We start from the raw sequence: 25,069 nt of genomic DNA, 5'->3' as shown, positions 1-25,069 counted from the left end.
TCCTCATTTCCATCGGTTAATATCCTCATTGTATCCGGGGAAATTGGACAGCTATCTGTCTAGTTCGAATATTGCTCAATAATTTGCTTAGCTCGACGAACGACTTCCGCCGCAACAGCAGGCGGCTGCTCCACGCGAACTTGATGGCCGAAGCTCAACAGCATACCATAGAACCATTCATCATCGTTGAAATCTCCCTCCACACGCACAGAACCGTCTGCACCGACCAGCACTTGCCCGGGTTCGAAGGTCTCTTCCACCCGGTATCGCACCTGCGGAGAGAAGCTCAACTTGATGGCTTTCTCCTCTTCCCGACTCCAGGAAGAATCCCAAACGTAACCCTCCATCGATGGTGCCTCGCGCCGATCGAACCGCATCGATTGAAGCGCGAGATCATAAATACGGGATAACCGGAAGACGCGGAACTCGCTGCGCAGCCGGCAATAGGCTTGCAGATACCACACATTGCCTTTCAGGATCAGCGCGCTCGGCTCAGCGTCCCGTTCACTCTCTTCGCCATGCATATTCATGTAATGGAAGCTGACAACGCAGCGCTCCTCGATGGCGTGCCGAATCACATTCACTTTATGGCGCGTGCTTGGGCCTTGCCCCCACGGGTTCAGATCCACGATCAACGGGTCGGACGTGCCGGCTGACGGCAATCGATCCGCTTGACTGAGCAAAGAGCTGACCTTCTCCAACAGATGATCATATGTATTGTCATCGAGAGCTTGATTCACCCCGCGAACGGCGAGAATGATGGAATTGATCTCTTGCAGCGTCAGGAACTGGCGGGAGATCGTGAACTGCTCCATCATCTCGAAGCCGCCCGAGGTACCTTGATACGCGGCAATCGGTATGCCTGCTTGGCACAGCGTATCCATATCGCGATAGATCGTCTTGGTCGACACCTCGAACCGCTCAGCCAGCTCCTTCGCGCTAATGCGTCCTCGATTCAGCAGAAGGACCGTCATCGCGAGCAATCGGTCAATTTTCACCGGATATCCCTCCCTTGCATGCAGCCTTTACTTCTGAAGTTTAATACGGAAATCCTTCTCTAAATAGCGATGAATCCGATCGAAATCGGCTGCCGTCAATGCCTTGAGGCGCTTCTGCTTCGATTCCTTACCGAGGATGATACCAATCGTCTGTGCAGCGAGAGCCGTATTCGGGACAATTCGCGCACTGCCGTAAGCTTTGATGGTCGCGCCGATATTTTTGCCAACGACTAAGACGTTCTCATAATCAGCCAGCTCGAAGGAACGCAGCGGTATCCCATAGCGATCCGGAGTGCCGACATTAATGCCTTTCGGTATCGCTTTCGTCCCTTGCAGATCCATCCCATAGCCGCCAATGCTCACGTTGTCCCAGAACATACGGCTGTTCATCACGTCGCTCTCATGCAGCACATATTCCGTCTCGAAGCGATTGTAATCGCGGATATAGAGGTATTCCGGATAGCCATTGAGCTCAGCCTTGGCGAACCCAGGAATATTCTTCTGCAAGAACTTCAGAATATGCGGCGCTTCGGCCTTCCCCTTCGCTACAGCAGACTCCACCGATTTCGGATTGGCAGGATCTACGTCGAAGATGAGCAGGGAGTTGATAAGGACATCGCCGTTCTTCTGGTAGGTGATATTGAGCCCACGTAAGAGCAGCTGGGCATCCTGCGGCTTGTATTTACTCGTGACATTGCTGAATCCTGTTCCGAATTTCCAATCAACGTATGTATTAGGGCCATATTTAGCTTGTAAGTTAGTTATCGGATAATCTTTGAGAATGTCTGCGTGCAGCTTCTTCCAATCCACGTTCTTGAACTTCAGCATGAATGTTGCGGCCATATAATCCGGTTTCTTACCCTTGTAGATCTGCTCCATGCCTGGGATACGCTTCAGATTCAGTCGGCCTGTCAATGCGTTATGATCAGTATTCTCCACCCAATAATTCGATTCGATCGTATAGGTCTTCCCGTCATTCGCCTTGTATGTCAGCGATTGGATGGACTTCTGCTGGCTATTGTATGGGGATGGCGCGATATTCAGCGACTCGATCGTAATACCGCTGCGAATCGGAATCCCGCGAAGCAGCTTCTCATAATACCGCGTAATCTCCTCCACGGATCGAATGGTGCCTGCTTTGTATCCGGTATATAGATTCTTCAATTCCCCTTGAACAAGACTACGCTTCTTCTTATCATTCGGCTCATCGAGGACCATCATCTGCCCTTGAACCAGTTCACCGCCAGGCTTATGGCGTGGATCAAGGATCAGCACGTTCAGTCCGAGGCTCCGCGCGGATTTGGCCAAGAGCACCCCTTGAATCTCACTGCCAATGACAACCACATCATACCGACTTGATGATTGTCCCGCGGCATAGGTGTAAGCAGGCATGAACCAATGAACCATCAATGCAACGATCGTTAGAATCACTACCATTCTCGTACCTTTCCAAGTCGACTTCATACTTCCTGAACCACACTCCCTCAGTAGAATCTATGAATAACCCATTTGAACCAACCTGTTAATCATCTCATGAATAGGTAAATTAATCCATAATTTTGACGAAAAGCCCACCCCTTCATCAGGACAGGCTATTACGGCAGCAGCTATTTCAGCTCATTCCATTTGTTCGTCTGCACGGGCGGTGTGTAGCTTAACATCTGGCGGAGCAATTCCTGCGGCGCTGCTTCCACCAAGACTAAGCCAAGATTCGATCGCTGCATGAATCCCGCTTCCACAGTACGCTCGAGCATATCAGCCATCGGTTGATAGAATCCTTGGACATTCAGCACACCGACAGGTTTCTTATGAATACCAAGCTGTGACCAGCTAAGCACCTCGAACAGCTCTTCATATGTGCCAAGTCCGCCAGGCAAGGCAATGTAGCCATCCGACAACTCAGACATTAACGCCTTACGCTCGTGCATGCCGTCGACCTCGTGCAGCTCGGTTAAGTTCGGATGCACCATTTCCCCGCGGAACAAATTTCGCGGCATAACGCCAACTGCGCGTCCGCCTGCCGCTAAGACCGTATCTGCAACCCGGCCCATGAGGCCAATCTTGGAGCCGCCATAGATGAGCTCGATATTATTGGAGACAAGCAATTGGCCGAGCTCTTCCGCCTTTTGTTCATATTCAGGGCTTGTTCCTACGTTCGATCCTGCGAATACACAAATCTTTTTCATCACTGCTCACACTCCACTCTGATATCGCTTCGTTAATTTGTCTTTATGAACTTCTAGAATTTGATCTAACGACACATCATACATGTTCGCGAGAATGATGATGTTGCCGAGAACATCCCCTAACTCCTCCACCAATTCCTGACGCAAACGTTCCATCGGCTGCACAAGCTCATCAGGCCGATCTCGGCCGATTTCGATGGCACGAATCGCCCGTGCGGTCTCCCCAACCTCTTCCATTAGGAAGCCAACACGCTCAAAAGGGCCGTAATTCGACCACCCTCGCGCTTGATAGAATTGCTCAATCCATGCTTGTGTCGTATCACGGTTGTCACTCACGGCGCTTCACCTCATCCTTACTCTTGGTTGTTAACTTTCTTGGAATATATAGAGATCACATGCTTGGTACCGCTCTTCTTCTCATAGAACAACTCCTTGTTCCGATTGAACAAGCAGCGGAGACAGTGAATACCAAACCAAACATTCATAACGAATAAGCCTAATCCATACAACACGCCGAACACGCCCGGCATTTCTTGCACATTGAAGACGAATAGGACGTTCAACCCGCCGACGACCACATAGAGCAGCCCGTATCGGATCACAAGCTCCTTGAGTCCAATCCGGTCTCCTTGTCCTTTCACGTGAATCCGCACGATCCACTTGCCGAAGGTCCGTCCATTTGTCATATACGGCAGCACAATGAAATATAGCGCAACAACGACCACATAGGAAGTCGAGAGCCCGGCTACCGCCAAAAAAGCGGAGATCGGGAAGACGATACACCAATCGAAAAAGAAGGCAATCCCGCGGCGCGTATAAGATACCCGCTTTGTCGACAAATCAACCCCAGCATCCAGCCGATCCATGCGTGGCAGCAGCTTCGACACCCATTCCGCGAGCACGAACCCGACCATGCCGCCGAACGTATTCGCCATCAGATCATCGACATCGAACAGCCGATACGGATAGTCATAGATGCCATAGATACCGGTCACCTGCGTCAGTTCGAAGAATAACGATAATCCGAAAGACATCACGAGACACTTCACCCAACCTGCGCGGAAATAATAACGCAGGAACATCCCGAACGGGACAAGGAGCAGCACGTTGAATAGTACTTGGAGGAACGCCCGCTCTTTGAGAAGGTGCAGGTACGTCGACGGACTACCGAGCTTCGCAGACGTCTCTCTTGCGATATCTTCTACGAAATTGAACGGTATCGTCTGGAAATAAGTTGCAGCCTTCGGCGGCAGATTATGAATCGATGCCGGCAACGGTAGAATGATCAGATAGAGAGCATTCATTAAGTAGAGCAGCAGCAAATAGAGAACCAGCGCTCTGAACTTATGAATATAGCCATGTCTGCGATATTGCACGATCAAGAATGGCATCGTGAACAATAACGCAGCGATGGGAAAAGTTAAGAAAGCATAGGAAATCGGAAATAAATATGCATTAAGCATGCAACACCTACCATATTTATCATTTTAGATGTATGAGAAAGACACCTTTTCCATTTTACCATATTCGTCAAACGCGCCGAACCTAAAAAACGCGCATTTCCGCCCTTGCAGAAATACGCGTTATCCGATTATGATGCATAGCAATTAAACATGCTGAGGGGTTAATACGAATTGTTCTACGACCTTTGCCACACCGTCATTCATGTTCGTATCCGTGACATAGTTCGCAATCGCCTTAATATCATCCGGGGCATTGCCCATGGCCACGCCAAGTCCCGCGAATTCAATCATCGCCACGTCATTGTAGCTGTCGCCCATCGCAATCACTTCAGATTGCTGAATGCCTAGCTTCTGGATGAGATGATGGAGGCTTGTCCCTTTATCGACGCCGACTTCGGTGAACTCGAGGAAAAACGGCTTCGAACGCATGACGTTCAGCCTGCCAGCATACACCTGCTTCAGCTTCTTCTCAACTTCGATCAACCGCTCAGGCGCCGCGACCATCAACGATTTCACCACCGGTACGTCGACCGCCTCTACGAAGCTGTCAACCTCGTGGATGTTCATCCCCGTTAAGTTGGATTCGACTTCGGTATACTCGTTCTTCCATGCCGTCACGATCTCATCGGCTACATAAGTCAAGATCGATACGTTCTCTTCCTGGCTCTTCGCGTACAGCTCGTGCACCGTATCCACAGACAAAGTGCTGCTGAACAGCTCCTCGCTAGTCTTGCAATTGATAATCTTCGCGCCGTTAAAAGAAAGAATGAAGCTGCCGAACTTCTCAAGCTCCAGCTCCTTCGCGATGCCTACCATGCCATAGGTCGGGCGGCCTGAAGCGAGTACAACCTTTACGCCTTCCTCTTGCGCACGCATTAACGCTTCCTTCGTCCGCGGCGAGATCGTCTGATCATCGCGCAGCAATGTATCGTCTAAGTCGAGTACAATCATTTTGTATGCCATATTTGCAACACCCTTTGTCGTCTAGTTGAATTTCGTTCCTTCTACTATATCATCTCTATTCGGGATGGGGTATGTGCTTTTTGGTCCCTCCGCTGGGTAAGGATCCCTATGGCAGCTTGCGAAGCGTTCGATCCGAACGGATATGGGCCACGCCTTCCTGACATACGCCAAGCGGATGCCAAATGCAATCGGCGCAGATCTGGTTGATGTCGCTTGGGACAATCTGCCTCGCAACCGCCTCGCATATCTCCGTCCAGCTAGCAGAATCTCCAATACGTATTCCGACTCGCGCTAGAATCTCTTGATCCTTGTGATATACGGTCCGATTCTGACAATGCGAGGGCTGATCCGAAGGAAATGCGGCACAGATCGCATCCGGCCCCGAGACAATCTCGATCATCGTCTGCGGCTCCATGCGTAGCCTCTCATAGATTTCGGTCATGTTCGCGCAGAATCCATCCGAATAGCCCTTCCCTCGATAACCTAGCAGGCATAATAGATGATGTCCTCGTAGTTGAATATTCAATGCCTCACCTCGCCCCTTTTGTTAACCAGATTGTATCACTAGAGTTGACAAGAAGGAACCCTGCAGGGTCTCTCTCAAGGAATTATGCTAGAATAGGCATATTATGGATGTGAAGACGAATATGATGGAGGTCCCGCTTGAAAAAGTATATCGAGATCGGACTAGGCAACCGCTGGTTTATTCGGACTGAATTCGAGCGTGAAGACGGTACGGAATACGAGGTGAAGGGCTGGGCACGACCCTTTCGACTTGAAGCAATATATCTGAGAATGTGGGTAGGTACGTACGTGCTCATCCTTGATACGAGGGAAGGGTTTAAATGGGGTGTGAAGAACCGCAAGAAGCTGAAGATCGTTCTAGGTCTTCGCGGTCATTAAGGCAGGAACTCGCTAACACCGAAAAGCAGACCCCGAAGGGTCTGCCGCTAATCGAATCGCTGCGTCTTGTACCATTTGCTCTGCCTGCCGCTGATGCGGTCCACAATCATGGAATAGAACGCTTTGAGGGATATGATTAGGAATAACTGCGCATACGTAAAATAAGAAACGCAGGACAAAATAAAATTGCGGATATTGCTCTGACCGATATCCGATGCGAGCGCTAGATTGATCTGCAGCACATAGATGTAATACATTAGCGCCCATGCAATCACCAGATAGACGTAGACATCGCTCGTGAATTGGAACGGCGACACAACCGCCGGGTTGAACAACCCCATGATCCGATACACGATATTCACGACGAAAATAATATCCGAGATAATCAGTGCGATCATGAACCAGAAATAGCTCGCGGCATAATAGAGCACATGCAGTTTAATCCGCCAGCTCGACGTATTAAACAAATGATGCAGATTATCGATAACAACACGGTAATTTCCCTTCGCCCAGCGCTCTCGTTGCCGCATATATACGCTCAGCTGCTCAGGCTCCTGCTGTTACACTTCTGCCTTCGGTGCCAGTGCAATCAGCTGGCCTCGCGTAAGAATCTCGAATGATACCGCCGTGTCTTCCGTAATCGCATCTTCGTCCCAGCCGCCAATCTCGCGCATCAGCGCCGTACGTACAATGCAAATCCCAGTGGTAAATTCTGAAATTTTCTGAAAATTTCAGAATTATCCGTGATTACATACACACATCTTTGAGAAACAAAGAAGCCCTCACGCTACTCAATTCGAGTACAGGGGCTTCTTCATGTCTTTCGTGATATTCATATGTTCTTCAGCGTATGACCGCATTGCGCCTACCTTGCTTGAGGCGTCGCTTCGCTTCCATCATCTGTTGATCAGCGGAATCAATGAGGTCATCGAGCCGCATACCCTGCTGCGGATACCAAGCATAGCCAATCGACACCGTTAAGGAGACCGCGGTTAAGGCAGGAATCGCTTCTAGCCGCTGCACCATTCGACGATGTGTGTCTTGAAGCTCCGCTTCGCTATCACACAACGCGAGCACGAGGAATTCATCCCCGCCAAACCGAACGACATGCGTCTCACAGGCATCCACCTCCATAAGGGCTTCCGCGGTCTTTCGCAGCATGACGTCGCCGACGGCGTGACCGTAATGATCGTTAATCAACTTAAAATCATCGATATCAATGAAAAATACGGCGACTGCTCGTCCAGACCTCCTTGCTCTCTGCTGCAGTCGATCGAATAGGTGGTACGCAGTTCTACGTCGATACGCAGGGGTAAGCGAGTCGAGATCCGCTTCGTCGCGCACCTCATCATAGCGTTTGCCTCCCACCCATGATAGTACGATGGCCCCGCAAGAAATGACGATAATATATATATTGAACAATCGGATCGACATAAGGTACGTATTCAAACTGACCGTAAGCGCCACCGTAATGATCGATAATACGAGTCTTCCGGTATATTTCAACCTATTTCTCCTCCTTCAAGATACTCTAGGGGACATTCTATTACGGCGCGCTGAACAATAACTGAACCAATGCGATCAAACGGAAAAAAACCTGTCCTCCCGAGGAGAGAACAGGTTCTTTCGAATTACCATCATGGTTCAGGAATGTGCTTGGTCAATTGCTCCAAACTATCGTTATTTCGTTTATATTCATGCGTGTTCGCACGCACTTCGATATCCCCGGCAGTCCAATCACTGCTCGTCACATCCGCTCAGTATACCACGCATGAATCGCTTCGCTTGGTTCAACGCCCAGTTCCTGTTGTAGGGTGAGCGTAAGCCGTTCATACTGGCGCTTGACTTCGCCTAAATTGCCATGCATCGCGTGAATCTTCATCATCCCGAAATAACTGTCTTCTACGTAAGGGTACCGTTCCTGCAGCTGCTGAAGCAGCTGTACCGCCTCGGTATACTGCTCTAGCTGCATGTGGCAATCAATCACCTGCTTCGCATGAACGAACCACATCATCCGAAGCCGCTCCCGCTCGCTCTCGGCCCAGATGTACCGATGATCGCTGAGATAGTCTCCGCGATACAAATCGAGCAAATCGTGCTGCTGCTCCAGTGTCTCTGGCGAGACAGGCGGGGCAGATCGAATTCCTTGCTCCCATACATCAACGTCGATGAGCAAGCTCCCTCGTTCAAAGCAATAGCCTTCATCTTTATATTTGACCTGTATGTCCAGCCCCATTTGCTTAATCACTCTGCGAATCTGATAGATCGTCGTATACAGATGCGCCGTAGATTTCTCGATCTCAAATTCCGGCCACATCCATTCGAGGATCGTCTCCTTATGCACAGTATGTCCCCGGTGATGGAGCAAGAATGCGAACAATTCCTGCGCCTTGGTCGTCCGCCATCCAAAGGTCTGAATTTCCTGCGCGGCAGTCCGATAATGCAGATTCAGCAGACAACCCAGCATTGCTTGCGAACCCAGCTTCTTCACTTCAACTTCGGCTTCGGAACGTTCCCGAAGACGACGCATGGTCTTCTCCAGCCTGACCCTCTGCACAGGCTTCATTAAGTAGTCTAGCGCATTGATTTCAAATGCATCGATCGCATAATGACTGTAGGCCGTAACGAACACGATTTCAATGGAAGGATGAATCTCCATCAACCGTTCAGCGAGCACCATCCCGCTCATCTCTGGCATCTCGATATCTAGGAATGCGACATCGACGCGATCCCGCTGCATCCAGTCCAACACTTCCTGCGGATCCTGGAATATCCCTACAATATCGAATGAACCGAGCTCATGCAGGTGCTTCTTCATGCTCTGTAGAGCTAACCGCTCATCATCCACAATGATCACTCTCATCCATTACGCCTCCTCTCTCGCATTACGAGATCTTGCCGAACATGACTATGATTATCCATTATACAACGAAAAAGGTCTAATCATCACAAGTTTAATAGATTCGGAAATCGGACAGACTGCTTAATAGAATGGAGATTTCAGTGACCTAAGAGGAGGAATCACCCCTATGTTAAAGGAGAGCTATCTAATTCTGGATCAACTGCGCCTGCCCCATGGACTATACATCGCCAGTCCGTCGAAGGATTATCAATACGTCTGGATTCGTGACTGTGTCTATATGTCGCTGCCCTATCTAAATAAACCAAATCGATACTATGAATCAACCTATTATCGGCTGCTAGATTTGTTCCGTACCTACGAATGGAAGCTGCACATTCTCTCGAAGCAGAAGCCTTCGTATGAATGGGAGTATCTTCACGCCCGCTATTCAGCGCAGGACGTTCTGGAAATTCATGATCAGAACTGGGGACATGTCCAGCATGATATGATCGGAGCCTTCCTCTTCGGGATCGGTTCTGGACTTGCCGCAGGCAAGCGAATGTTCCGTGATGACAAAGATCTCGAGATCGTCCAGCGACTGGTCGAATATCTAGGCCACATCGAATATTGGCATGACCCAGATAACGGCATGTGGGAAGAAGCACGGGAGGTGCATGCCTCCTCGATCGGCGCTTGCGTAGCTGGGCTCAAAGCCGTTGAGCCATACGTGCTTGTGCCCGATGCCTTGATTGATAAAGGACTTCATGCCTTACTCACCCTCTTCCCCCATGAAAGTCAGGAAAAATCAACGGATCTTGCACAGCTCAGCCTCGTGTACCCGTATCGTCTGTTTACTGGCATGCTGGGCGATATCATCGTGCAGCGGGCCGAGCAGCAGTTGCTGCGAGACCGCGGCCTCATCCGCTACGAGGGGGACAGCTACTACAGCACCCTTGAACCCCATCATGGCCGACACCAGCCCCGTGATTTCTATCGCGGTACGGAGGCGGAATGGACCTTCGGATTGCCGTGGCTCGCCCTTTGCCACCTGACGCTTGGCCGCTATGAAGAAGCGCGCAGCTATATCCACCGAACGGAGAGCCTCATGACAAAGCCTGGCGTACTGCCGGAGCTCTATTATGGCGGGACCGCCGCGGCGAATCCGAATACCCCGCTCGGATGGAGCAGCGCGATGTATATTTTGGCGAAAGAAGCCTTGCTCTCCGAGTCGAATCCTCTCAGCAATCTTGCGTAGATGGATCTGAATTACCCTCTTTCCAATAAAAGCGCTTACGAGATTTGTTCCTCTCGACGGCGCTTTTTATTTTGTCAAAATGTGCAATGAACTTCGAAAATTCTACAAAAGGTCCCGAAATCCTCACTCATACTTCGGCAAACTTATCACGGCATATCCTATACACTAATCTATGAAAAGACCAAGGAAGTCCGTGAGTGACTTTCTTCTCATTTTCAAATAAGGAATTGGAGGGCAAGTTCATTGGATATTGTAAACATAATGCGATTACTAGAAGAAGGACGAACGCGTAAAGAAATTGCAGAACAGCTTGGCGTATCCTACAGCAAGCTGAACTATCACTTGAGCAAGGAGCGCAACAAGGCAGCGCAGCAAATCGATGCGGCCGTACAGACCGTCGCACCGTGTTCTCCCGAGATTGACGACGCACACTTACAAGCAAGTGACGTGATCTTCGATCACATCACGATCATGCCAAGAGATCCTTCCTCGCTCTACGTCTATTGGGATATCACGGGCCAGCGGAAGCAAATGACCGAAGAGCATTTTCACACCGCCTTTCACCATCTGCCTAAATTCCTGCGCGTGTACGACATCACGTGTCTGGATTTCAGCGGCGATCATTGGAATCGCCACACAGACATCGCGCTTCATGGAGATGCGGACAATTGGTTCGTCATGGGCATGGAACCGAACTGTACTTATATTGTAGATTACGGAACAACAACCCTCGATGGGAGATTTGTAACGCTCCTTCGTTCGAATACAGTAACACTTCCGCCGCAAGATGAGAGCTCTTGGACGGAATATCACCCGGTGACTCTGGAACTCGCTAGACCAGTCCCAACACCGGAATGGCAAAACGCTTTTACAGGCTACTCCCTGACTGCGTCAGCAGCAGAACCATCAGAGGAAGGAGTGAACAAGTCATGGTAAAAGGTTATTTATCCCTTGTGCTGCATGCGCATCTGCCTTTCGTACACCATCCTGAGAGTGAAGATTATATCGAAGAGCGTTGGCTATTCGAAGCGATGACGGAGACTTATCTTCCTCAGCTGGATGTATTCGAAGGACTGGTCCGTGACGGGATCGACTTCCGCATCACGATGTCGTTAACGCCAACGTTACTCTCCATGTTAGCAAGTCCACTACTCCAAGAACGCTACCTCAGCTATCTCAACAATTTGATTGAGCTCGCCGCAAGCGAGTGCGAACGGACCCAAGGCGACGATGCCTTCCATCCCCTTGCCGTCCAATACCTCGAACAATTCCAGCACATCAAAGATCTATTCATCACGACATATCAGGGTAGAATTATTGACGGTTACCGCAAATTTCAAGATGCAGGGAATCTTGAACTGATCACTTCTGCTGCGACGCATGCCTTCCTGCCTTATGTCAATACGGAGCAAGCCATTCGCGCACAGATTGAGAATGCCGTCACGGTACATACCGCCATGCTCGGACGAAGTCCCCGCGGCATCTGGCTGCCCGAATGTGGCATGAAAGAAGGATTAGACCGCATTCTCAAGGATTATGGGATCGACTTCTTCTTCACGGATACACACAGCTTGAATCACGCCAATCCGAAGCCGCGGCGCGGTGTCTATGCTCCTGTCATTACCCCGCATGGCGTAGCGGCATTTGCGAGAGATCAAGAGACTTCCAAGCAAGTATGGAGCTCGCTCGAGGGCTACCCTGGCGACTATGATTATCGCGAATATTACCGTGATATCGGCTATGACCTGAACTACGACTATATTAAGCCTTATTTACATAAAACAGGCGTCCGACTGCATACCGGCATCAAATACTACCGCATCACAGGGCAAGACGGGCACAAAGAGCCCTACCGCCCCTCATGGGCGGAAGCAAAAGCTTCCGATCATGCAGGCAATTTCTTCTTTAATCGGGAGAGGCAAGTGGAGCATCTCGCTGCGCACATGGATCGCAAACCGATCATAATCGCTTCTTATGACGCCGAACTGTTCGGCCACTGGTGGTACGAGGGGCCTCGATTCATCGATCACTTGTGTCGCAAGGTACATGATCACGGCCAGACTCTTCAGATGATTACACCTGCCGAATATTTGCACGAGTATCACGAGAATGAACAATGTCACCTAGCGTTCTCCAGCTGGGGCCGTGCCGGGTACGGGGAAGTGTGGCTCGGGCAAGATAACGCTTGGATCTACCGCCATCTCCACCGGATGGAGGAACAGATGATCGAGCTCGCGGATCATTTTCCGAATCCAACCGATCTCGAGGAGCGAGCACTGAACCAAGCTGCGAAGCAGCTGATGCTCGCGGAGAGCAGCGACTGGGCGTTCATTATGGATAACAAGACGATGGTGCCTTATGCGGTGAAGCGAACGCAAAATCATATGAACCGATTCCAGAAGCTCTATCGCGCACTTCGCCAGGGGACACTCGAGGAAGTTTGGCTGCAGGAAGTGGAACGCCGGGATGATATCTTCCCTAGGCTCGATTACCGCATCTACCGTTCCTATCCGACAGCTTCGGCTGAATCTGAGCAGGAAGTACAGCCCGCTCGGAATGGGCTCAGAATACTTATGCTATCTTGGGAATTCCCGCCGATGACGGTCGGCGGATTATCAAGGCATGTATATGATCTCGCACGCAGCCTGACGAAGCAGGGCATGGAGGTCCATGTCATTACTTCGCATGTCGACGGCTACCCGTCGTACGAAGTGAATCAAGGCGTACATGTGCATCGTGTCAGAACATATCAGTCCCATGACCTCAGCTTCATGGAATGGGTATTCCAATTGAACCTGGCAATGACGGACTACTGCAAGCCGCTGATTGCCCATTACGGCCCATTTGATCTGATCCATGCGCATGATTGGCTTGTCTGTCAGGCCGCAACTGCGCTGAAGCATCAATTCAACCTGCCGCTCGTCGCCACGATCCATGCGACGGAACATGGACGCAATCAAGGGATCTATAGCGAGCTTCAACAGCGCATCCACCATCTTGAATGGAAGCTGACCTACGAAGCATGGCGCATGATTGGATGCAGTCGTTATATGGAGGATGAGCTCCTTCGCCTCTTTGGGCTGCCTGCCGACAAGCTGGATACGATTCCGAATGGCGTCGATACGCATCTCCTCGAGCCGGCAGAGATGAATGCTTCCCTAAGATCGCAGTACGCAAGACCAGATGAACAAATCGTCTATTTCGTCGGCAGACTCGTTCGCGAGAAGGGTGTACACATTCTGCTCAGCAGCATCCCTGCCATACTGGCGAGCTGTCCGAATACGAAATTCATCATCAGCGGCAAGGGCCCTGCCATGGAAGAGCTGCAGGCTCAGGCAAGACAGATGAACGTGGAGCATCACGTTCTCTTCACAGGCTTCGTGGATGATACCACGCGGAACCAATTGTTCCAGATGGCGTCTACCGCCATCTTCCCAAGCCTGTATGAGCCGTTCGGCATCGTCGCGCTCGAAGCGATGGCGGCTGGTACGCCGATCATCGTCTCTGGCACAGGCGGCCTGCAGGAGATCGTGAACTACGGAGAGGATGGTTATACCGTCCTTCCTGGGGATGTGCAATCGCTCGCGACGCATGTCATTCAAATGCTGCAGAACCCAGAAATGGCACTAGAAATGGCCCAGCAAGCCGCCTATAAAATCGCGACCGCGTATAACTGGGAACACATTGCTCGGCAGACGATCCATACGTATCATCGTACGCTGCATCGTGAGTTCGACCAGCTCTCGTACCAAGAAGTCGCAGCAACCGAAGATGAGAATTGTGAATAACAACGCGTAAAGCCAGGTTCGTCGTTACCCTTAAGACGTTTAAGCCATTCGGCTTTGTATATAAATGAACAGGAGGAATGAAAATGAAAGCAGTTATTATGGCAGGAGGCAAAGGGACGCGTCTGCGCCCGCTAACCAGTAACACACCAAAACCGATGGTACCTTTATTAGACCGTCCTGTAATGGAATATACCATAGAACTGCTTAAGCAGCATGGGATCACCGAGATTGCTGTAACGGTTCAATATCTTCCTGAAATGATTCGCTCTTATTTCGGAGACGGCTCCGATTTTGGCGTACAGCTGCACTATTTTGAAGAAGATAGCCCCTTAGGTACGGCTGGCAGCGTGAAGAACGCGGAAGAATTCCTTGATGAGACCTTCATCGTCATCAGCGGCGATGCTCTGACGGACTTCAATCTAACGCAAGCCATCGAATACCATCGCCACAAAGGTTCTATCGGAACACTCATCTTAACTCATGTCGACAGCCCACTGGAATTCGGCGTGGTAATGACCGATGATGATGGCCAGATCATTCGATTCCTAGAGAAACCGAGCTGGGGCGAAGTCTTCAGCGATACGGTGAATACGGGCATTTATATTCTGGAGACTGACGTGTTCAACTACTTCGAGAGCGGGCAAGTGTTCGATTTCAGTCAAGACCTTTTCCCGCTGCTCATGGCACAGAATCAACCGCTATATGCTTACGTCGCGGATGGTTATTGGTCGGATATCGGCAATCTGACGCAATATCGCGAGACGCAGTTCGATATGCTCGATCGGAAAGTGAATATCGCCTTGCCAGGCATTGAGATTGCTCCGGGAATCTGGACGGGTGAGCATGTGAAGATCGACCAGGACGTCATTCTACAGTCTCCTTGCTTCATTGGCTCTGACTGCATACTGGAGCCGCATGTTACGCTCGAGCCTTATACCATTATCGGCGAAGGCTCCATTCTCGGCCGCCATACAACGCTGGAACGCGCTGTCCTATGGCGGAATAACTTAATTGCACTCGGCGCGGAAGTCCGGGGCGCGACCCTATGCCAGAATGTTATTGTTCAATCGGGTTCCATCGTTCACGAAGAAGCCATTGTCGGTGACAGCTGCCAGATTGGAACGAAGAGTATTATTCAGCCGGGAGTCAAAATTTTCCCGAATAAAATTATCGATCACCACACGACCGTCAAGCATTCCTTCATCCGCGGCGATCGCCTATCCAAAAATCTATTCGGACAATCCGGCGTGAACGGCACATGCAATGTCGATCTGACGACCAACTTCGCCAATCGACTCGCGCTAGCCTATGGAACAACGATTCCTGCTGGCAGCGTCGTGGGCGTCAGCCATGATTCTTCGCCATTTGCTGCGTTGATCGCGAATGTATTCCTATCCGGCATGCATGCTTCAGGCATCCATACGTATCATTTCGGCTCGATGACTTCATCCGTATCACGGCACGCTGTCCATCATTCGGATTGCGCCGGCGGCATTCATATCCGCTCCCTTACCGAGAGCGGCGACAATCAATTCGTCATCGAATTCCTCGATAGTGCCGGGCTGCCGCTCAGCAAGGGCGCAGAACGTAAGATCGAAAATGCCTATGTCCAAGAGGACAGCCGTCTCATTCGTCCGAGCAAAGTCGGGCGGGCAAGAACCGCGCCGAACGTGCGCCTGCAATATCGCGAGCACCTCCTCTCGCTCATTGAGAACCACGCGATTGAGTCGCAAGGCTACACGGTCGTACTCGAGTATGATTACCGGAATCTCCAACAAATCATTCCAGAGTTGCTAGAGATTCTCGGCTGTAAAGTGATTCAACTCAATCGCGTCACCTCTTCCCCGGATGAGCTCGCAAGCTGGGTTACTTCGAGCAAGGCGGATTTCGGCATCCGATTAGATGCGAATGGGCAGCACATCGATGTCGTGACCGAGCAAGGCGAAGTCATCTCGGAATCGTTGCTGTCGATCCTGCAGATCATGATCCAGTTGAACCATAACGATCAGCCGGAGCTCCTTGTTCCTGTGAACATCTCCCACAGTGCTGAGATTCTCGCTGCGCAGATGGGTCGCTTGGTCATTCGTACTAAGGCAGATTCACGTTCCATCATGGAAGGCTGCCAGAATCAAGGATTTCATATCTACAGTGACGGACTCTATACGCTGGTGCATTTGATGCAACTGATGGCCGACAAAAACTTGCGTCTATCCCAACTCGTGGATTCCATCCCTGACTTCACCCTCTTGAAGGAGAAAGTCGAGTGTCCGTGGGCTGACAAAGGCAAAGTCATGCGTTTCCTAATGGAAGAGACCAAGGGCAAGCAAGTCGAGCTCATCGATGGGATCAAAATCTTCCACGACGAAGGCTGGACCTTGATTCTGCCTGATAGCGAGGAGCCGATGTTCCAAGTGTTCGCGAATGCGGGGAATCTTCAGACCGCGAAGAAACTGGCCATGACCTATGCCCAGAAAATCCATGATTATCGACAACGTATCTTAGCAAGACCGGTCTCGGTCGCTGTTCAATAACACGACAGAGCACCATCTCCTCTCTCGGGGAAGATGGTGCTCTGTTCCGTGCTTTATTTCCCAGGGAATGGGATGTGACGATTGAATTAACCCACTTCCGTGCGATCTTTGTTCATCTGCTTGCTCCGCAGCTGTCCGCAAGCCGCATCGATATCCGACCCGTGCTCCAGACGTACGCTGACGCTGATGCCGTTCTTCTTCATCACATCGTAGAATGCCCGTATGGACGCCTGTTCGCTTCGCTGGTACTGACTATGCTCGTCTACCGGGTTATATGGGATCAGATTCACATTCGCCATCTTCTTCAGACGCGGACGTGCCTCAATAAGTTCTGCAAGCTCATTCGCCTGCGCCAGACCGTCATTCACATCCTTCAGCAGGATGTATTCGAGCGTAATGCGGCGGTTGGACTTCTCCAAGTAATAATCAATTGCCTGCATTAAGCGCTCAATTGGAATGGCCTTATTGATCTTCATGATCCGTGTCCGCAGCTCATTATTCGGTGCATGCAGCGATATGGCGAGGTTCACCTGTAAATCGGAATCCGCGAATTCTTCGATTTTGTTCGCTAGACCACTTGTGGATACCGTAATATGCTTCGGACCAATCGCAAGACCTTTCGCATCCTTCACGACATTGATGAAATCGGACATATTCGTGAAGTTATCGAACGGCTCGCCAATGCCCATCACGACGATATGCGTAACGCGTTCTCCCTGCCCTCTCGCATCCAGGTGATGCTGTACCTTCATAATCTGACCGACAATCTCACCGCTCGTGAGATCGCGGCTCTTCGCGAGCAACCCGCTCGCACAGAAGCTGCAGCCGATATTGCACCCGACCTGCGTCGTGACGCAGACCGACAAACCGAATTTATGGCGCATCAAGACCGTCTCGATGAGATTGCCATCCTCGAGTCGGAACAGAAACTTAATCGTTCCATCCGTCGATTCCTGCTTCAAATGCTCCGCTAAGGTCTCAATGGCAAAATGCTCGGACAACAATGCGATGCATTCCGGGTTTACATCTTCCATCGCGTCGAACGCCTTCACCCGTTGCCGATAGAGCCAATCCCAGACCTGAAGAGCCCTCGATTTCTTATGCCCGCGCTCAAGCAGCCAAGCTGCCAGTTGATCTCGTGTTAATCCATAGATGGATGCTTTATTCATGCCTTATCCTCTTTTCAAGCGGTCATCCATTAGACCATTTTAATCTCAAGTACCTCATAACTTATTTCACCCATCGGTGCGTCAACCTTAACCAAGTCGCCTACCTTGGCTCCGAGAAGCGCCTTTCCTAGCGGGCTTTCATACGATATTTTATTCTCTAACACGTCCGCCTCTTCCGCGCCTACGATCTTATACTCTACCTTCTCGGCGAAATCGCGATCATAGAGGACAACGGTTGAGCCAATGTTGACCTGGGAATGATCCAGACTGCTCGTGTCCACGACACGCGATCGCTTCAGCTTGCTCTCGAGTACCTGGATGCGCGTCTCCATGAACGCTTGATCATCCTTGGCCGCGTGATATTCGCTATTCTCTTTCAGATCCCCGTAACTGAGCGCGATTTTAATCCGGTTAGCGATCTCTTTACGCTTCACATATTTCAGATCATCCAATTCCGCTTGCAGTTGCGCCAGACCCTCCGGGGTCAAAATCACTTCTTCGTTCGACATCTCGACAACTCCTAAAATATTTTAATATCAATTCTACCCTATATGTGGGCAATATGCGAAATGGAAATGAATTTTCTCACCGCTACGCCCTCGCTTCCCCTTGATCGGAATACCATATATCGTATAAACGCTTGATTCCAGGCTCAATCCGCTCCTGCTCAATACCCCCGAAGCCGATAAAAAATTCCCGGTACGAATACGATGTAGGCGTGAGCCACGTATGGGCAGCAGAAGCGACACGTACCCCCGCTTCTCTCGCGCGCAGGACAAGTTCATGCTCCGATAGTGGATGCTCGATACGCAACAGGATGTGGAACCCCGCATCCTTGCCGATGATGACCGCCTTCTCCCCGAACACAGCCTGAATGGATTGAATTAAGAGATCATGCTTCAGGCCGTATCGTTTACGCATTTTGCGGATATGTTTCTCCAAGTGCCCACGCTCCATAAACAACTGCAAGGTGCATTGGTGAATGCGCGAAGCAGACTGCTCGAGCAGCATCTGATGCTCCATCTGCTGATAGACGCCGATCAAATCGGGCGGAAGCACCATGTAATGGATGCAGAGCGACGGGGCCAGCACCTGCGAGAAGCCGCCTAAATAGATCACGCGATGCCCGCCCTGCAGGCCCTGGAGAGATGGAATCACACGGCCATGATACCGGAATTCTCCATCGTAGTCATCTTCAATAATATATCCCTTCACACGCTCTGCCCATTCCAGCAGCTGAAGACGCTTCGCGATCGGCATGACGATCCCCCTCGGATATTGATGAGAGGGGGACACGCAGACCGCCTGCACATGAGCGGCATAGACTTCTTCCACTTGAATGCCGTTATCCTGCACCGGGATCGGGCACACGTGAAGCCCTTGCTGCCGAAATGTCTCCGCATGCAGCAGATAACCCGGATTTTCCACCCCAATATGCAGCAACTGCCCTTTCAACAGATGGCATATTAATGTTAAAAGCTGATGCTGGCTTGAACCAATGACCACCTGTTCCGGCGTACACACGCAGCCGCGGAACTGACGGAGATATTGACTAATCTGAACGCGAAGCCCGTATTCTCCTTGCGGGTCGCCATAGAACAGCAGGTCCTGATGGTCCTGTCGGAGCACTTGATTGGATAGCCGGCGCCATAACGCAAACGGAAATACCTCGAGATCATTCTTCGAGAGATGGAAATCATACCGATACGCCAGATTGTCTCTCATCGGCGCAGCTCGGGGAATAGACGTGATGGTGGCTGCCTCTCCATCCTGCTCACTACCTCCCGTTTGCCAGTAAGGTTCTGGGAGCTTCTGTACGTAATATCCGCGTTTGGGCCGACTATCCAAGAACCCTTCGGCAACCAGCTGACTATAGGCTAGCTCAACCGTCGTCGTACTGACACCAAGTGTTCCAGCGAAAGAGCGAATGGACGGCATCCGCATATGCTCCGCCAATTCTCCATCGGTGATGGCTAACTTCAATTGTTCATATAATTGCGCATACTGTGGAGCCTTCGCATCGGGGTCCAGCTTCGATAGAGATAGGGTGACCTTATACATCTTGCACCTCAATCTGTCCTTCAAAATTATTCAAATCTGCATATTCTCAAGTATACAGATTTACGATACGTTATGTACATCACCATAACACGATGAAGCGAATCAGGAGGAACATCTCATGAGCCATAACACCCCGGCCAATCGCCCTGTCCGATTTCTAACAGGCCAACAGGTCTACTTACGTCCGCTGAATAATGAAGATACGGAAGTATACTATCAATTGCTGCACGATGCGGATATGCTGCGACTAACCGGAACACAGCAGCATTTCACAAGAGAACAGATTGAGCGATATATCGATAGCAAATCCCAAGATTCATCCAGCATTCTACTTCTCATTGCGGAAACGGACACCGATGAGATTGTTGGCGATATCGCTCTACAAGACATCTCAAGCACGAACCGCAGCGCCAATCTTCGCATTGCGATCAGTGCAGCGCGTCATCAAGGACGAGGCTATGGATCCGAAGCGATCCGCCTTCTCCTCGATTACGGCTTTGGCGTCCAGAATTTGCACCGCATTGAGCTGAATGTGTATGCCTATAATGAACGCGCTCAGCATGTGTATCGGAAACTTGGCTTCCAGCAGGAAGGTATTCAACGGGATGCGGTATTCTACAATCACCAGTACCATGATGCGATCTTGATGAGCATGCTGGAGCATGAGTATAGTGAGCGGTATTTGAACCACACCACAGCATAGCCAGAACCTTAACAACAAGCAGAAAACAGGACGTTAACGTCCTGTTTTTTTGTGCGTAATCTCATGATTTTCCACGCCTTCCACATTGTTGATCCGCCCTCGTACATAACTCCGGTTTTTACAAAAAATCCTTAAAGTTCGATAGGATAAATGACGATAAATAAATAATCACATTTTTGCGATTTGGCTTCACCTGAAATGACGTCTTGAACTTCTTAGCATGTATTGGGGGGCTTCGTGTGAAAAGGAAAAATTGGGTCAACAGAAAAAGTCTAGTGTTCAAATCAAGTGTGGTGCTTGCGGTGCTATTTTTCCTATTAGAGAGCATTCTTACCGTCACCTCCTACTTCCAATTAAGGGGTCAGCAGACGGATGAGATTCTCACGATGGAATGGACGCTGCATAATGTGGTTTCTCAGAATATCGGAGCAATCGAGAAAGCCAAAAAATTAGTCGGTACCGAGGCATTCAATACAGACGCCGGCATCCAAAGTCTTCAGCGGCAGTTGAACAGCATGGACCAGAATCAATTGATATCGAACAGCTACATTTATTTGCCTGATATAGCGAAGAACGGAGATAACAAGAAGATCACGATGCTTCTTGGGAATCAAGCGCTATATGATATGAATCTCAAGCCAGGCGATCCTTATGAAGCTAAGGGTGCATTTGCCGAAGCCCTTGACAAGTTGGAAAAGGAAGGCTACGCCATGTCCGAAGTATACGAAGATGAAAATGGCGAATGGGTTAGTATTATCAGCGCTATAACCGATGCGAACGGGAAACGGGTTGCGATCTTCGGCGTCGATTTCAAATATACCGTGCTCAAAGAACGTCAGAGCAATATGCTCGTTCAGACGTTGTCCATTGCCTTATCTGTTGTGTTCGCCTTCATCATCTTGATGATCTTCTTGGTGCGCGCTACCTTGCGGCCGATTCGAAAACTGTCCGAGCTGAGCATGCGCGTCGCGGACGGAGATCTTGCCGTAAACATACCGGTCCACAATCAAGACGAAGTTGGGATTCTGTCCGCCAACTTTAATACCATGATTCACAATATCAGACAGCTGATTCAGAATGTCCAGGTGACGGCAGAGAACGTCGCGACGTCTTCTAAGGTATTAACGATGAGTGCAGAGCAGACCTCTCGCGCGACTGAAGAGATTGCCGGCTCCATTCAAGAGGTGGCTTCGGGCTCCGAGACGCAAATGCAATCCGCAATGGAGAGCCAGATCGCGATGGAGGAAATGGCCACGGGCATTCAGCGCATCGCGGAATCGTCTTCCCGGTTGTCCGATTATGCGCGCGAAGTCAGCGGAAATGCCGAGCAAGGGAATACGATCATCCGCCAATCCGTTCATGAAATGAAAGAAATTCACCAATCCGTCTCCCATACGGTGGACATGCTCGCGAACTTACAGCAGCAGTCCCAGGAGATAGAACACATCCTATCGACCATTACGAACATTGCGGGCCAGACGAACCTCTTGGCACTGAATGCTTCGATTGAAGCGGCTAGAGTCGGGGAGCATGGCAAAGGCTTCGCTGTCGTTGCGCTAGAGGTACGTAAGCTCGCAGATTTATCACACAACTCATCGCAGCAGATATCTGTCTTGTTGAACGACATTGCGTCGAACATTGATCAAGCATCGGCGGCCATGAACACCAGTATGGAACAGGTCGAACACGGCGCACGCGCGGTGAATAGCGCAGGCGAGACTTTCGAAGGCATCGTCGGTGCCTTGCAGAGCGTCAATGAGCAGGTGCACGAGGTGTCCGCAGCCGCAGAGCAGATGTCGGCGAGCAGTGAGCAGGTGGCTGCATCCCTTGATGAGCTTGCCCGCATCGGCCAGAACGCGTCACAGAACTCGCAAAGCGTAGCCGCTTCCTCCGAGGAACAGATGGCCATGATGCAAGAGATCTCGAGCTCCGCTTCTACCCTGCGCGATATGGTCATTGAGCTGGATCAGGAAGTGAAGAAGTTCAAGCTGGAAGAATAACTTTCTTTTGAGGAGAACATCTATATAAAATATAAACTAAAGAGATAATAAGGTTAGAATCAGAGGGCTGTTCTCATTGCCGGGTTAGCGGACGATGAAAACAGCCCTTGAATGTCTGTGGCGAATCCTCTATAATCGTTCTAAATCACGTTCTGAAGGAGATCATCACCATGGTTACGATCCAATGGAATAGTCAACTTCATCATTACAAACGGCGTTAGCACACCTGATCGAAATTTCAGGGTGGGCTAACGCTATTCGCGTTGGCCCACCTGCGGCATATCGAAGCGCGCAGGACCTATGGGTCCGGCGCGTTTTTTATTTTATCGATCAGAGAAGGGATTGAAGATCATGCAAAACGTAAAAGGAACTTATGATTTCTGGGGACAAGAGCAAGCGCTTCGGCACAACATTCAAGTCACACTTCAGGACGTGTTTGAACTGTATGATTTCGAAGGCACGAATACGACCATTCTGAATGAACTCGAGCTATTGACATCGAAATATGCAGGCGGGAATGAAATCATCAAGGAAATGTATCAACTCACAGACCAAGGGATGCGGCAGCTGGGACTACGATATGATTTAACCATCCCTTTTGCGAAGCTGATCGCCATGAATCCAAGTATTAGTCTGCCGATCAAACGATATGAAATGGGTAAAGTCTTCCGCGATGGCCCGGTAAAACGTGGACGTCTGCGTGAGTTTCAACAGTGCGATGTCGATGTGGTGGGCATTCAAGGCCCCGAGGCTGAGGCAGAATTGATGCAGCTTGCGATTGAAGCGTTCCGCAGGTTGGATATCCCGGTGAAGATACGATGGAATAATCGGCGGTTTCTAGGGGAACTACTTGAATCCATAGGCGTGCCCTCCCAGGAAATGCTCTCGGTGATGCTGACGCTCGACAAAATCGAGAAAATCGGCCTGACCGGCATACAGGAAGAGCTGAATACCAAGGGACTGAACTCACAGGTGATCGATGCGATCCTTGCATTCGCTGCGATGAAGAACAGCACCTTTGACGAAGTATGTTCGAGGTACGAAGGACTTGAAGAACGCCCTGGGACGATGGAAGTCCAAGCTCTACAATCCCTCATCCAATCGCTGGGACTATCGCAAGAATGCCCTTTCGACCCTTTCCTTTCCCGGGGCCTATCGTTCTACACCGGCACGGTCTATGAGATTTACGACGCAACCCTGTCATACCCCTCAAGCTTAGGTGCTGGAGGGAGGTACGATGCGATCATCGGTCAGCTCATCGGGCAGAATGACATGGACTATCCTACGGTGGGGCTTTCTTTTGGGATGGAATCGATCATGGAGCTGATTCAGCATCGCGTGAATCCCGTTGTACCGACCGCCGCCGTGCTCATCATCCCCATTGGGGATACCGCTCATGAGGCATTAAAAATCGCAGCCGAGCTTCGATCGAACGGCATTCGTACTCGAACTGAGTTCATGAAGCGCAAGTTGAAGAAATCACTCGCGTCGGCTTCATCCCAAGGCATTCGCTACGTCCTATTGATGGGTGAAGATGAAGCACGTGCCGGGAAGGTGCGCCTCAAAGACATGCAGGAAATGACCGAATCCGTCGTCACGCCAGACGAAGCCCTCTACCGCATCGAACACAATCTAGACGCTCGAATTTTCGGTATGGCATGATCATCTTAGCGTAGTATACAATCAATCATAGGAATGTTATGAAGGAGGAATGAGACATGCTAGCAATCATTAAACCCGCTGGAGAAGGCTACATTGCAGAATTCCGCCGCCATTTACTGCATCCCGTTGAAGCCGTATGGGCTTATTTGACCGACAACGAGAAGTTGCAGCAATGGTTCTCTGAGCTGCGCGTAGACTCCCTTCGCGAAGGCGGGCGAATCCTATTCGACATGCAGAACGGTACATTTGAGGAAATGACAATTACCTCACTCGAGCATAACGCCGTACTAGCGTTCACGTGGGGTGAAGATGCTGTTCGATTCGAATTGTATCCTGCGCAGGAAGGCTGCCTGCTCGTGATGAAGGAGACGATTCAACGGCCAACGCCACATACGCCGAGAGACCTCGCCGGATGGCATGTCTGCCTCGACGTCATTGCATCCCTGCTGGATGGACGAAACTTCGGGTCACGTGAGAAAGTATGGAAGCCGCTGTACGAACAATATAAAGAAGCCATGGACGCGATCATGAAGTAGATTACCATG

General features: G+C 50.4%; 21 protein-coding genes and 1 pseudogene. 9 read left to right on the top strand and 13 right to left on the bottom strand.

Features of this window, described 5'->3' with window-relative positions; all coding sequences use genetic code 11:
• Positions 1–59: 59 nt before the first annotated feature.
• The 7 genes from GCU39_RS25715 to GCU39_RS25685 form a co-directional block, all read right to left on the bottom strand.
• Entirely contained in the window at positions 60–998 is a 939-nt protein-coding gene (locus GCU39_RS25715) for a helix-turn-helix transcriptional regulator (protein WP_152396069.1), read from the bottom strand.
• 27 nt (positions 999–1,025) lie between these two features.
• Entirely contained in the window at positions 1,026–2,462 is a 1,437-nt protein-coding gene (locus GCU39_RS25710; protein WP_152396068.1) for an FAD-dependent oxidoreductase, read from the bottom strand.
• 143 nt (positions 2,463–2,605) lie between these two features.
• Positions 2,606–3,184 (bottom strand): LOG family protein, encoded by a 579-nt coding sequence (locus tag GCU39_RS25705; RefSeq protein ID WP_152396067.1) that lies wholly within the window; start codon positions 3,182–3,184, stop codon positions 2,606–2,608.
• A gap of 6 nt (positions 3,185–3,190) precedes the next feature.
• Positions 3,191–3,520, bottom strand: coding sequence for a MazG nucleotide pyrophosphohydrolase domain-containing protein (locus GCU39_RS25700; RefSeq protein WP_152396066.1), 330 nt, complete (start codon positions 3,518–3,520; stop codon positions 3,191–3,193).
• 17 nt (positions 3,521–3,537) lie between these two features.
• The gene (locus GCU39_RS25695) at positions 3,538–4,647 is read right to left on the bottom strand and encodes a VanZ family protein (protein WP_152396065.1); all 1,110 of its coding nucleotides are present in this window, start codon (positions 4,645–4,647) and stop codon (positions 3,538–3,540) included.
• A 144-nt stretch (positions 4,648–4,791) separates the two neighbouring features.
• Positions 4,792–5,610, bottom strand: a complete 819-nt coding sequence (locus GCU39_RS25690) for a Cof-type HAD-IIB family hydrolase (RefSeq protein ID WP_152396064.1) — start codon at positions 5,608–5,610, stop codon at positions 4,792–4,794.
• A gap of 106 nt (positions 5,611–5,716) precedes the next feature.
• Positions 5,717–6,136, bottom strand: coding sequence for a DUF1284 domain-containing protein (locus GCU39_RS25685; protein ID WP_152396063.1), 420 nt, complete (start codon positions 6,134–6,136; stop codon positions 5,717–5,719).
• Positions 6,137–6,273: 137 nt separating this feature from the next.
• Between GCU39_RS25685 and GCU39_RS25680 the strand changes: the two genes are divergently transcribed.
• Positions 6,274–6,513, top strand: a complete 240-nt coding sequence (locus GCU39_RS25680) for a DUF3977 family protein (RefSeq protein WP_152396062.1) — start codon at positions 6,274–6,276, stop codon at positions 6,511–6,513.
• Positions 6,514–6,560: 47 nt separating this feature from the next.
• Here GCU39_RS25680 and GCU39_RS25675 read toward each other — a convergent pair.
• The 3 genes and pseudogenes from GCU39_RS25675 to GCU39_RS25665 all read right to left on the bottom strand — a co-directional run.
• Positions 6,561–7,205: pseudogene (locus tag GCU39_RS25675) on the bottom strand (glycosyltransferase); the annotation flags it as partial.
• Between the two features lie 151 nt (positions 7,206–7,356).
• Complete coding sequence (locus tag GCU39_RS25670; RefSeq protein ID WP_152396061.1) at positions 7,357–8,019, bottom strand: GGDEF domain-containing protein; 663 nt, start codon at positions 8,017–8,019, stop codon at positions 7,357–7,359.
• A 241-nt stretch (positions 8,020–8,260) separates the two neighbouring features.
• A complete protein-coding gene (locus tag GCU39_RS25665; RefSeq protein WP_152396060.1) occupies positions 8,261–9,376 on the bottom strand; it encodes a response regulator in 1,116 nt (371 codons plus the stop codon).
• 166 nt (positions 9,377–9,542) lie between these two features.
• Here GCU39_RS25665 and GCU39_RS25660 point away from each other — a divergent pair, with 166 nt between their 5' ends.
• The 4 genes from GCU39_RS25660 (at position 9,543) to GCU39_RS25645 (ending at position 16,929) form a co-directional block, all read left to right on the top strand.
• Positions 9,543–10,610 (top strand): glycoside hydrolase family 15 protein, encoded by a 1,068-nt coding sequence (locus GCU39_RS25660; protein ID WP_152396059.1) that lies wholly within the window; start codon positions 9,543–9,545, stop codon positions 10,608–10,610.
• Between the two features lie 261 nt (positions 10,611–10,871).
• Positions 10,872–11,546: a DUF4912 domain-containing protein gene (locus GCU39_RS25655; protein WP_193726628.1), complete on the top strand. Its 675-nt coding sequence runs from the start codon at positions 10,872–10,874 to the stop codon at positions 11,544–11,546.
• Positions 11,540–14,398 (top strand): 1,4-alpha-glucan branching protein domain-containing protein, encoded by a 2,859-nt coding sequence (locus GCU39_RS25650; RefSeq protein WP_152396057.1) that lies wholly within the window; start codon positions 11,540–11,542, stop codon positions 14,396–14,398. The genes GCU39_RS25655 and GCU39_RS25650 overlap by 7 nt, the downstream gene beginning before the upstream one ends.
• Before the next feature lie 83 nt (positions 14,399–14,481).
• Complete coding sequence (locus GCU39_RS25645) at positions 14,482–16,929, top strand: sugar phosphate nucleotidyltransferase (RefSeq protein ID WP_193726627.1); 2,448 nt, start codon at positions 14,482–14,484, stop codon at positions 16,927–16,929.
• 86 nt (positions 16,930–17,015) lie between these two features.
• Here GCU39_RS25645 and rlmN read toward each other — a convergent pair whose 3' ends face one another.
• The 3 genes from rlmN to pdxR form a co-directional block, all read right to left on the bottom strand.
• Positions 17,016–18,098: a dual-specificity RNA methyltransferase RlmN gene (gene rlmN, locus GCU39_RS25640; RefSeq protein WP_152396055.1), complete on the bottom strand. Its 1,083-nt coding sequence runs from the start codon at positions 18,096–18,098 to the stop codon at positions 17,016–17,018.
• A 29-nt stretch (positions 18,099–18,127) separates the two neighbouring features.
• Complete coding sequence (gene greA, locus GCU39_RS25635; RefSeq protein WP_152396054.1) at positions 18,128–18,607, bottom strand: transcription elongation factor GreA; 480 nt, start codon at positions 18,605–18,607, stop codon at positions 18,128–18,130.
• 82 nt (positions 18,608–18,689) lie between these two features.
• A complete protein-coding gene (gene pdxR, locus GCU39_RS25630) occupies positions 18,690–20,159 on the bottom strand; it encodes a MocR-like pyridoxine biosynthesis transcription factor PdxR (protein ID WP_152396053.1) in 1,470 nt (489 codons plus the stop codon).
• Between the two features lie 118 nt (positions 20,160–20,277).
• Here pdxR and GCU39_RS25625 point away from each other — a divergent pair, with 118 nt between their 5' ends.
• The 4 genes from GCU39_RS25625 (at position 20,278) to GCU39_RS25610 (ending at position 25,060) form a co-directional block, all read left to right on the top strand.
• Positions 20,278–20,862, top strand: coding sequence for a GNAT family N-acetyltransferase (locus tag GCU39_RS25625; protein ID WP_152396052.1), 585 nt, complete (start codon positions 20,278–20,280; stop codon positions 20,860–20,862).
• A 275-nt stretch (positions 20,863–21,137) separates the two neighbouring features.
• Positions 21,138–22,862, top strand: a complete 1,725-nt coding sequence (locus GCU39_RS25620) for a methyl-accepting chemotaxis protein (protein ID WP_193726626.1) — start codon at positions 21,138–21,140, stop codon at positions 22,860–22,862.
• A 351-nt stretch (positions 22,863–23,213) separates the two neighbouring features.
• On the top strand, positions 23,214–24,524 hold the full coding sequence (locus GCU39_RS25615) for a histidine--tRNA ligase (protein ID WP_152396050.1): 1,311 nt from the start codon (positions 23,214–23,216) through the stop codon (positions 24,522–24,524).
• 56 nt (positions 24,525–24,580) lie between these two features.
• Positions 24,581–25,060: an SRPBCC family protein gene (locus tag GCU39_RS25610; RefSeq protein WP_152396049.1), complete on the top strand. Its 480-nt coding sequence runs from the start codon at positions 24,581–24,583 to the stop codon at positions 25,058–25,060.
• The last annotated feature ends 9 nt before the right edge of the window (positions 25,061–25,069 follow it).

Origin of the sequence: Paenibacillus guangzhouensis (assembly GCF_009363075.1) — a bacterium.
In the GTDB taxonomy this organism is placed as follows: Bacteria; Bacillota; Bacilli; order Paenibacillales; family Paenibacillaceae; genus Paenibacillus_K; species Paenibacillus_K guangzhouensis.
The sequence above is the reverse complement of the archived record's forward strand: the minus strand, read 5'-3'. Positions and strand labels throughout refer to the sequence as shown.

Coding starts and splice junctions, on each gene's coding strand:
- GCU39_RS25710 (WP_152396068.1), bottom strand. CDS start 2,462: ATGAAGTCGACTTGGAAAGGTACGAGAATGGTAGTGATTCTAACGATC.
- GCU39_RS25705 (WP_152396067.1), bottom strand. CDS start 3,184: ATGAAAAAGATTTGTGTATTCGCAGGATCGAACGTAGGAACAAGCCCT.
- GCU39_RS25695 (WP_152396065.1), bottom strand. CDS start 4,647: ATGCTTAATGCATATTTATTTCCGATTTCCTATGCTTTCTTAACTTTT.
- GCU39_RS25690 (WP_152396064.1), bottom strand. CDS start 5,610: ATGGCATACAAAATGATTGTACTCGACTTAGACGATACATTGCTGCGC.
- GCU39_RS25665 (WP_152396060.1), bottom strand. CDS start 9,376: ATGAGAGTGATCATTGTGGATGATGAGCGGTTAGCTCTACAGAGCATG.
- GCU39_RS25660 (WP_152396059.1), top strand. CDS start 9,543: ATGTTAAAGGAGAGCTATCTAATTCTGGATCAACTGCGCCTGCCCCAT.
- GCU39_RS25655 (WP_193726628.1), top strand. CDS start 10,872: ATGCGATTACTAGAAGAAGGACGAACGCGTAAAGAAATTGCAGAACAG.
- GCU39_RS25650 (WP_152396057.1), top strand. CDS start 11,540: ATGGTAAAAGGTTATTTATCCCTTGTGCTGCATGCGCATCTGCCTTTC.
- GCU39_RS25645 (WP_193726627.1), top strand. CDS start 14,482: ATGAAAGCAGTTATTATGGCAGGAGGCAAAGGGACGCGTCTGCGCCCG.
- rlmN (WP_152396055.1), bottom strand. CDS start 18,098: ATGAATAAAGCATCCATCTATGGATTAACACGAGATCAACTGGCAGCT.
- greA (WP_152396054.1), bottom strand. CDS start 18,607: ATGTCGAACGAAGAAGTGATTTTGACCCCGGAGGGTCTGGCGCAACTG.
- pdxR (WP_152396053.1), bottom strand. CDS start 20,159: ATGTATAAGGTCACCCTATCTCTATCGAAGCTGGACCCCGATGCGAAG.
- GCU39_RS25625 (WP_152396052.1), top strand. CDS start 20,278: ATGAGCCATAACACCCCGGCCAATCGCCCTGTCCGATTTCTAACAGGC.
- GCU39_RS25615 (WP_152396050.1), top strand. CDS start 23,214: ATGCAAAACGTAAAAGGAACTTATGATTTCTGGGGACAAGAGCAAGCG.
- GCU39_RS25610 (WP_152396049.1), top strand. CDS start 24,581: ATGCTAGCAATCATTAAACCCGCTGGAGAAGGCTACATTGCAGAATTC.